Source organism: Lentzea sp. NPDC051208 (assembly GCF_040682435.1).
Lineage (GTDB): Bacteria > Actinomycetota > Actinomycetes > Mycobacteriales > Pseudonocardiaceae > Lentzea > Lentzea kristufekii.
In genome coordinates this window covers 48448-57055 of sequence record NZ_JBFBAW010000015.1, presented here as the reverse complement: position 1 = coordinate 57055, position 8608 = coordinate 48448, and the positions used below count along the sequence as shown (strand labels likewise).

General features: G+C 72.1%; 6 protein-coding genes. 5 read left to right on the top strand and 1 reads right to left on the bottom strand.

The window, feature by feature from the left end; all coding sequences use genetic code 11:
* Positions 1 to 147 precede the first annotated feature (147 nt).
* Positions 148 to 1206 (bottom strand): FAD-dependent oxidoreductase, encoded by a 1059-nt coding sequence (locus AB0M48_RS31955; RefSeq protein WP_363849073.1) that lies wholly within the window; start codon positions 1204 to 1206, stop codon positions 148 to 150.
* Between the two features lie 166 nt (positions 1207 to 1372).
* On the opposite strand from AB0M48_RS31955, the gene AB0M48_RS31950 reads away from it, so the two are divergent.
* The 5 genes from AB0M48_RS31950 (at position 1373) to AB0M48_RS31930 (ending at position 8608) form a co-directional block, all read left to right on the top strand.
* Complete coding sequence (locus AB0M48_RS31950; RefSeq protein WP_363849071.1) at positions 1373 to 2614, top strand: ATP-grasp domain-containing protein; 1242 nt, start codon at positions 1373 to 1375, stop codon at positions 2612 to 2614.
* A 105-nt stretch (positions 2615 to 2719) separates the two neighbouring features.
* A complete protein-coding gene (locus AB0M48_RS31945; protein ID WP_363849069.1) occupies positions 2720 to 3925 on the top strand; it encodes a saccharopine dehydrogenase C-terminal domain-containing protein in 1206 nt (401 codons plus the stop codon).
* Positions 3922 to 5238: a SidA/IucD/PvdA family monooxygenase gene (locus AB0M48_RS31940; protein ID WP_363849067.1), complete on the top strand. Its 1317-nt coding sequence runs from the start codon at positions 3922 to 3924 to the stop codon at positions 5236 to 5238. The genes AB0M48_RS31945 and AB0M48_RS31940 overlap by 4 nt, the downstream gene beginning before the upstream one ends.
* A 22-nt stretch (positions 5239 to 5260) precedes the next feature.
* Positions 5261 to 7270, top strand: coding sequence for a class I tRNA ligase family protein (locus AB0M48_RS31935; protein WP_363849065.1), 2010 nt, complete (start codon positions 5261 to 5263; stop codon positions 7268 to 7270).
* A gap of 36 nt (positions 7271 to 7306) precedes the next feature.
* Entirely contained in the window at positions 7307 to 8608 is a 1302-nt protein-coding gene (locus AB0M48_RS31930; RefSeq protein WP_363849063.1) for an aspartate aminotransferase family protein, read from the top strand.

Here is an 8608-nt window from a genome sequence, read left to right as displayed (position 1 = left end):
CGGGGCGCCCGGGCTCCTGGCCCCCGCCGCCCCCCCCGAGACGTCGCCCTGCGCCGCCGCCCGCCCCCCCCGGGTGTGGGGCGGGGCGCCCGGCGCGGGACTTCGCCGGGCGAGCGCAGCACTCTGGCGCGCGCAAGCCCCGGCAGCTCAGGCGAACCGGGTGAGCCGGAACTGCTCGACCAGCGGGTCCGGCTCCCCGAGCGCCTCCCTGGCCGCGATCTCACCGAGCACCGGCCCCAGCGTCAGCCCGCTGTGCGTGGCGATCACGTACACCCCGTCCTGACCGGGAACCGGGCCCACGACGGACATCCCGTCGCGCGGCATCGGCCGGACCCCGGCGAACACGTGCTCCACTTCGGCGTCCGCCGCCGACGGCAGCACGGCGGGAAGCCGCGAGAGCACCTGCTGGGCAACGGCACCGGTGTCACCACCGTCGGTCAGCGTGCGGTCCAGGTCGTGGCAGTGCAGCACCAGCCGCCCACCGGTGTGCGGCCGGATGCTCAGCCCCGGCGCGTGCACGATCCGGGTCACCGGCTCGGCGACCGGGGTCGTGCGCACCAGCAGGCCGCGCGTCAGCCGTTCCGGCGCACCGGGTTCGAGCAACGGCAGACCGGGCAGCAGGTCCACGTTGCCCCGGCCCGCGCAGCACAGCACCGCGTCGTACGAGCCGCGCACCTCGTCCAGCGACGAGACCTCGGCGCCCACCAGGATCCGCGCGCCGGCCGCGCGTGCCTTGTCCAGCACGGCGGGCAGCAGCACGTCACCGAGCACGTGCACGTCACGCGGGTAGAAGTAGACCGGGCCGACGACGCCCGCGAACGCCAGACCCGGCTCCAGCGCAGCGGCCTCGGCGACGGTCAACTCCTCCACCGGGTACCCGAGTTCGCGGTAACCCGAGGCGATGTCCCGCTGGGCCGCGGCGCTCGCCTCGTCGTCACCCCAGTGCAGGTTCCCGTGCTCGAACAACCACCGCGGCGCGACACCGACGTCCGCTACCAGCCGTCGCTGGGCCTCCAGCGCCTCGATGCTCAGGGAGTGGTAGGCCTCGTTCTTCTCGTCGATGGCGTTGGCCCAGCCGAAGCTGTGCGCGGACAGGGTGGTGAGCGGTTCGTCGCGCGACATCACCGTCACCGCTGCGCCCGCCTCGGCCAGGCGCAGCGCGGCGCACGCGCCGATCGCTCCCGCGCCGATCACCAGGACCTTCATGCTCTCTCCTTCACCGTCCGCGTGGATGCGGCTCCACGATGGGCGCAGATCCGCCGGACACGCAAGAAGTCCTTTTTAGACAACGCTTTGATGCCTGCCGAGTGCGCGTGGTTGACTCGCTGTGCAGTCGAGAGCACACATCGCTTCCCAAGCAGTGGAGGGCCGCTTGAGCACCCGCAGCGTCCTGTTCGTCAACCTCAGGCGCATCAAGCGCGAGGGCTTCGAGTCGCTCGTCGCCGCACGCAGGCTCGGTCACCGGGTCGTCCTGCTCGGCCGCGCACTGCCGGAGTTCGCCGCTCCACTCGTCGACGAGTTCCACCAGGTCGACACCTACGACACCGAGCTGGCGCTGAAGACGGCGCGGGAGATCGCGGCCGTCCACGACATCGCCGGTGTCGTCAACTTCACCGAGATCGACGTCCAGCTCGTGGCGGCCATCGCCGCCGAGCTCGGCCTGCCCGGCATGTCGCCGGAGGCCGCCGTGCTGGCGCGCAACAAGCTCGCGATGAAGAACGCCCTCACCGGGATCGAAGGCGTGCTGCCGAAGTTCGCGCGCGTCGCCGACCTGGCCGACCTGCGCGAGGCCGTCGCCCGCATCGGTTTCCCGTGCGTTGTCAAGCCCACCGGCGCGTCCGGGTCCAAGGGCATCTTCGAACTGCACGGCGAAGCCGACCTCGAACCCGCGATGACCGAGCTGAGCCGCATCGCGGACCCGGCCTTCGACGCGGTGTTCCGCCAGTTCGGCGCCGAGTTCATCGTCGAGGAGTACCTCGTCGGCGACGAGCTGTCGGTCGAGGGGTTCATCGCGGGCGGTCAGGTGCGCACGATCCTGCTGACCGACAAGGTCACCACCGTGCCGTTCCACCTGGAGGTCTCGCACCGGCTGCCGAGCGTGCTGCCTGAGGCCGCGCAGGAGGAGATCCGGCGGCGGGCGGAGGAGATCCTGCTCGCGCTCGGGTTCGACCACTGCGCCTTCCACCTGGAGGCCAAGTGGGACGGCGAGCGGATGCGGTTCATCGAGGTCGCGGCACGACCGGCCGGTGACTACATCGCCTCGCACCTGATCAAGGCCGCCACGGGCGTCGACTTCTTCGCCAACGTCATCCGCGTCGCCACCGGCGACCCGCTGGAACTGACGCCGGACCGCGACCTGCACGCCGGCCTGCGGTTCGTGTTCGCCGATCGGGCGGGCACGTTCGAGGGGGTCGACGGCGTCACGGAACTCTTCGAGGAGCCGGGCTACGACCACGTCTTCACCGAGGTCACGCCCGGCAGCCAGGTCGCGTTGCCGCCGGCGAACTTCGGCACGCAACGCGTCGCCGCCGTGTGCGCGCGGGCATCCGACCGGGCGGGCCTCGACGCCCTGCTCGACGCGGCGGGCGAACGGATCACGGCCCGCATCAGCTGAAAGCGCTGAAGCCAAGTCCCCCGCCGGAATCGCTGTACCTCCGGCGGGGCGCTTCGCCGCGCCGTCACGACGCCGGGCACCACCGAGCCGGAAGGGGGAGGACGAGTGAGGGTGACACTGCTGGGCTGCGGCCGGATGGGCCGCGGCGCGGGCTACGCACTCGCCCGTGATCCGCGCACCACGTCGATCACGCTCGTCGACCGGGACCACGAGCAGGCGCGCGAACTCGCCGCCTGGCTCTCCGCCCACGCGGCGTGCGAGGTCCGGGTCGGCGGCACCGATGCCATCGCGGGCAGCGACGCGGTGGCGGCGGCCGTGCCGTGGGCCGCGACCCGGACGGCCATCGAGCTCGCCGCGCGGGCGAAGGTGCCGGTCGCGAGCATCACCCGGCCACCGCAGGAGTCCACAGTGGACGAACTGGCACGTGCCGCGGGTGTTCCCGTGCTGCTGCCGGTGGGCCTCGAACCGGGCCTGACCGAGCTGGCCGCCGCGGACGTGGCCCGCAGACTCACTGACCTCACCGGAGGAGTGCGCACGCTGGAGGTGTTCTGCGGCGGAGTCCCCGCCACCCCGAGGAAGCCCTGGGGCTACACGGCTTTCTTCGGCGGTGAGCTGGCGAACCACCTGCCGATCGCGCAACGCAGCTCGCTCGCCGTCGAGCACGGCCAGGTCGTCGGCCACCCCCGGTTCTCCGGGGTCGAGGAACGGCACGTGCCCGGCGTCGGACTGCTGGAGGCCTACCACGACGGCATGGTCCCGTGGCTGGCCGACCACCCGGCGCTCGCGCACGCCGACTGCACGCAGAAGACGCTGCGGTGGCCGGGTTTCGCGCAGGCCGTCACGGGTCTCGCGACGCTCGGGCTGCTGGACGAGGCACCGGTCGCGGTCGACGGCGTCGCCGTGGCCCCCAAACGCGTCGTCGAACACGTGCTCGCGCCCCAGTTGCGCGCACGGCCGGAAGACGAGGACGTCGTGGTGCTGGAGGTGTCCGGCACCGGCCTGCCGGACGCCGGCGGCACCACGCTGAGCATCAGGGCGTTGCTGGTCGACCGCGCCGACCCGGAGACCGGGCTCGCGGCGATGACCCGCACGACCGGGTTCACCCTGGCCGCCGCCACCGTGCTGCTGGCCGAGCGAGCCGTCGCGGGGACGGGCTGGCTGCGACCGCACCTGGCGCTGTCCGCCGGGCACTTCGCCCGGATCAGGGACGACCTGGCCGCGCTCGGTGTGCGGTGGACCGCCGACGGAGAAGGCCGACACACCCCGCCCCAGTCACCGAGCGGGGTCGCATCGGGAGGCAGTGACTCATGAGTACCGGACACGACGTCCTGGATCTGGTGGGCATCGGCATCGGGCCGTCGAACCTCAGCCTGGCCGCGCTGCTCGCGGAGGAGGGCACCGGCCTGAAGGTCGCGTTCCTCGACCGCAAGCCCGAGTTCGGCTGGCACGCCGGGCTGATGCTGCCGGACGTGCAGATGCAGGTGCACTTCCTCAAGGACCTGGTGACGCCGGTCGACCCGACGAACCCGTACTCGTTCCCGGCCTTCATGGTCGAGACCAAGCGCTTCTACCGGTTGCTCGTCACCGGCCGCACGAAGGTGCCGCGCCGCGAGTTCGAGCAGTACTGCCGGTGGGCCGCCGAACGGATCCCGAACCTGCGCTTCGGCGTCGACGTGCGGGACGTGACGTGGAACGGCGAGCTGTTCGTCGTGCACACCGACCAGGGTGAACTGCTGGCGCGCAACGTGGTCAGCGGCACCGGCCTCGCGCCGCGGCTGCCGTCGTTCGCCAACGGGCACGACCGGCAGGAGGTCTTCCACGCCTCCGCGCTGCTCGACGTGCCGCGTGACCTCGGCGGCAAACGGGTCGTGGTGGTCGGCGGCGGGCAGAGCGGTGCCGAGGTCGTGCACCACCTGCTCACCTCGCCGGACCGGCCCGCCACCGTCGTGTGGGGCACCTCGCGGCCGAACCTGCTGCCGCTCGACGACAGCCCGTTCGTGGACGAGCTGTTCGTGCCGAACTACAGCCGCTACTTCCACAGCCTGCCCGCCAAGCGCCGCCTGGAGCTGGTGGAGGAGCAGAAGATGGCGAGCGACGGCATCTCGGTCGGCCTGCTGGAGGCGATCTACCGGCGGCTCTACGACCTGGAGGTGATCGAGGGGGAGCGGCGCCCGTGCCGCACCCTGCTCGGCTACTCGCTGACCACCGTGGAGAAGACGCTGTCCGGGTTGCTGACGCGGTGGATGCCCTCCGCGGGCGACGAGGTGCGGGTCGAGGCCGACGTCGTCATCTGCGCCACCGGCTACCGGCACGGGTTGCCGCGACCGTTGCACGGGCTGTTCAGCAACCTGCGCGAGGCGATGCGCGGGGACGGCGGCGAGGTCGAGGTGCGGCAGGACTTCAGCCTGGACTGGGACGGACCGGACGACCGGCGGGTGTTCGTGCAGAACGCCGCCCGGCACAGCTTCGGCGTCGCGGACCCGAACCTGAGCCTGCTGACCTGGCGCAGCGCCACGATCGCGAACAGCGTGCTCGGCTTCGAGCGCTTCCCCGTCGCCGACGTGAGCGCGGTGCTCGACTGGCCGATCGGCTCCGACGAACCCGACGTCGCGCTGACGCGCTGACCCGACTGCGAACAGGACTCCGATGATCGTCAGTGGGATCCCCCGCGAGCTCGCCGACCTGGCGCGCGCGGACTTCGTGCGCAGCGCGGCGCCGGAATGGGCGCACGCCGCCGGTGCGCCGTTCAACGTGCGGCGCGTGACGTTGCAGCCCGGCGAGATCACCGCCGAGCACAACCACCACGACCTGGAGGTCTGGGTGGTGCTCGACGGCACCGGTGAGGTGGGCTGGGACGGCCACCACCGCGTCCTCGCGGCGGGCGACAGCGTCTACCTGCCGCCGCTCGCCCCGCACACGCTGCGCAACCTCTCCGACGACCGGCCGCTGTCGTTCTTCTCGATGTGGTGGGAGAGCCTGCCCGCGCTGGCGGAGGTCCACGCCCTGCGCGAGGAGCAACAGGCGACCGAACGGCAGGGACGTCCGGTGCTGCTGCTGCCGTCGTTCCCCACACCGAACGGAGAGCTGCACCTCGGGCACCTGTCCGGGCCGTTCCTCAGCGCGGACGCGTGCCGGCGCGCGTTGCTGGCGGCAGGCGACCGGGCGCACCTGCTGCTCGGCACGGTCGGGCACCAGAGCCAGGTCTCGGCGGCGGCCGAGGCGGAGGGCGTGACCTTCCACGAGCTCGCCGAGCGCAACACCGACGCGATCACCGAGGGGCTCACGGCGGCGGGTGTCGACTGGGACGTGTTCGTGCGCCCGTCCGAACCCTCCTACCCGGCGATGGCCACGGCGGTGTTCGAGTCATTGCGCGACAAGGGCGTGCTGGTGCGGCGCACCGAACCCACGAACTACTGCGAGCCGTGCGACCGGTACCTGCTGGAGGCGTTCGTGGCGGGTCGTTGCCCGCACTGCGGCTCCGACCAGACCGCGGGCATCGAGTGCGAGCTGTGCGCGTTGCCCTACGACGACCGCGACCTGGTCGACCCGTCGTGCGCCGGGTGTGGCACGGCCGCGACGCCACGGCCGCTCACCCGGTACTTCCTGCCGCTGGAACCGTTGCGCGCCAAGCTCACCGACTACCTGCGCGGGGCCGCGACGCACGGCAGGCTGCGCGCCTACGTCGACCGCGTGCTCGCCAACCCGCTGCCCGACCTGCCGGTGAGCATCCCCGCGGAGCACGGCATCCCGATCCACGTCGGGGACGCGGAAGGTCCCTCGGAGCAGCGGATGTACTCGGCGTTCGAGCTCACCGCGCGGTTCCTGGTGGCGTTGGACGGGTTCTCCGGAGGCTGGGAGGCCTATGCCCGGCGCGTCAACCCGCGCACGGTGCTGTTCTTCGGCTTCGACAACGCGTTCCTGCGTGCCTTCGCGTTCCCGGCGGTGCTGGGTGCGTTCACCGATGCGCTGGCATTGCCGGAAGCGTTGGTGTGCAACGACTTCTACCTGCTCGACGGTGAGAAGTTCTCGACGGGCCGCAAGCACGCGGTGTGGCTGCGGGAGGCCGTCAACCCGGCGAACGCGGACCAGTTGCGCCTCTACCTGGCGGCCACCGCGCCGGACGTGCGCCGGCGGGACTTCACCGTGCAGGGCTACGCGGAGTTCGTGACCGGCGAGCTGATCGGCCGCTGGCAGCGCCTGCTCGACGGCGTCGACGCCCGCGTGGCCGAGCGTTTCGGTGGCACCGCACCGGAGGCGGGCGGCTGGCACGCCGAGGCGGAGCGGTTCTACGGGCAGATCGCCGACCTCGCCAGGACCGCGGCGCTCGACTACCTGCCCGGCCGCTTCCGCCCCCGAGCGGTGGTGGCCGCGGTGACCGCACTGGTCCGGCACGCGGAGGACTTCGCCGAGGTCAGCGCCGACGCCACCCCGGGTTCCGGCCTCGCCCGCACGTGCGCGGCACTGGAGCTGATGGCCGTGCGCACCCTGGCCGCGGCGATCACGCCGCTGGCACCCGAAGCCGGTGAGCGGATCGCCGCCGGGCTGGGCGAGGACGCCGTCGCGCTGGAGGCGACGCCGCGGTGGGTGCGGGCCGGCGCCGAGATCAAGCTCCCCACCGATCTGTTCAACCCGGACACGACGGTCGCCGGTCGCTGACCGCGACACGGCCGAGAACACAGGGAAAGGACTACCGTGAGCACTTCGACCTACGAGTCGGTCTCCGCCGCGTCCAAGGACATGTACGCGCGCGCCAGGGCGGTGCTGCCCGGCGGCAACAGCCGGACCGCGGTGTTCAGCTCGCCGTACCCGATCTACGCGGCGTCGGGCAACGGCAGCCGGGTGGTGGACCTCGACGGCACCGCCCGCATCGACTTCCTCAACAACAGCACCACCCTCGTGCATGGTCACGCGCACCCGGAGATCGTCGCGGCGATCTCGGAGGCGGCGGCCCGCGGCACGTGCTTCGGCCTGCCCACCGAGTCCGAGGTCCTGTTCGCCGAGGCGCTGTGCTCCCGCAACGAGACCTTCGAACGCGCGCGGTTCACGAGCTCCGGCACCGAGGGCGTGATGATGGCCCTGCAGGCGGCGCGGGCGCACACCGGCAAGGCGAAGATCGCCAAGATCGCCGGTGCCTACCACGGCGCGTACGACTCGGTGGCGGTCAACAACGACGGCTCGAACTCGTTGCTCAGCCACAGCCACACCGCGGGCATGCCCGCCGAGGTGATCGCCAACACCGTGGTGATCCCGTTCAACGAGCCCGAGGCGGCCCTGGCGATCCTGCGCGAGCACGCCGCCGAGCTGGCGTGCGTGCTCGTCGACCCGGTGCCGTGGCGCATCGGCCTGGTGCCGATGAGCCCCGAGTACACCGCGGCTCTGCGGACGTTCTGCGACGAGACGGGCGTGCTGCTGGTGTCGGACGAGGTCGGCTCGTTCCGCATCGGCTACGGCGGCGCGATGGATGCGCTCGGCGCGGTCGCCGACCTCACCGTGATGGGCAAGGTGATCGGCGGCGGCATGCCGATCGGCGCCGTGGCCGGCAAGGCCGAGGTGATGGCCGTGTTCGACCCGAGCCGGGGCAAGCCGAAGCTGCCGCACTCCGGTTCCTACAACGCGAACCCGGTCAGCATGTCCGCCGGTGTCGCCTCGCTGCGGCTGCTCACCCGGGAGCAGATGAAGCGCATCGGCGAGCTCGGCGACCAGGTCCGCGACACGATGACCAAGACGATCGAGGCCAACGACCTCGACTGGCAGGTCAACGGCGTGGAGTCGCTGTTCCGCGTGCTCACCGGCACGGTGCCGGGCTCGAGCGCGACGCCGGCGCAGCTCGGGCACCTGCTGTTCCGGACGTTGCTGGAGAACGGGATCCTCATCGGCGACAGCGGCCTCGGCTGCGTCTCCACGCCGATGATCCAGGCCGACATCGACGAGTTCGGCGCCGCGTTCGACAGCGCCGTCAGCGCGACGATCGACCGGGCCCGCGCACAGGGCTGA

Coding starts and splice junctions, on each gene's coding strand:
- AB0M48_RS31955 (WP_363849073.1), bottom strand. CDS start 1,206: ATGAAGGTCCTGGTGATCGGCGCGGGAGCGATCGGCGCGTGCGCCGCG.
- AB0M48_RS31940 (WP_363849067.1), top strand. CDS start 3,922: ATGAGTACCGGACACGACGTCCTGGATCTGGTGGGCATCGGCATCGGG.
- AB0M48_RS31935 (WP_363849065.1), top strand. CDS start 5,261: ATGATCGTCAGTGGGATCCCCCGCGAGCTCGCCGACCTGGCGCGCGCG.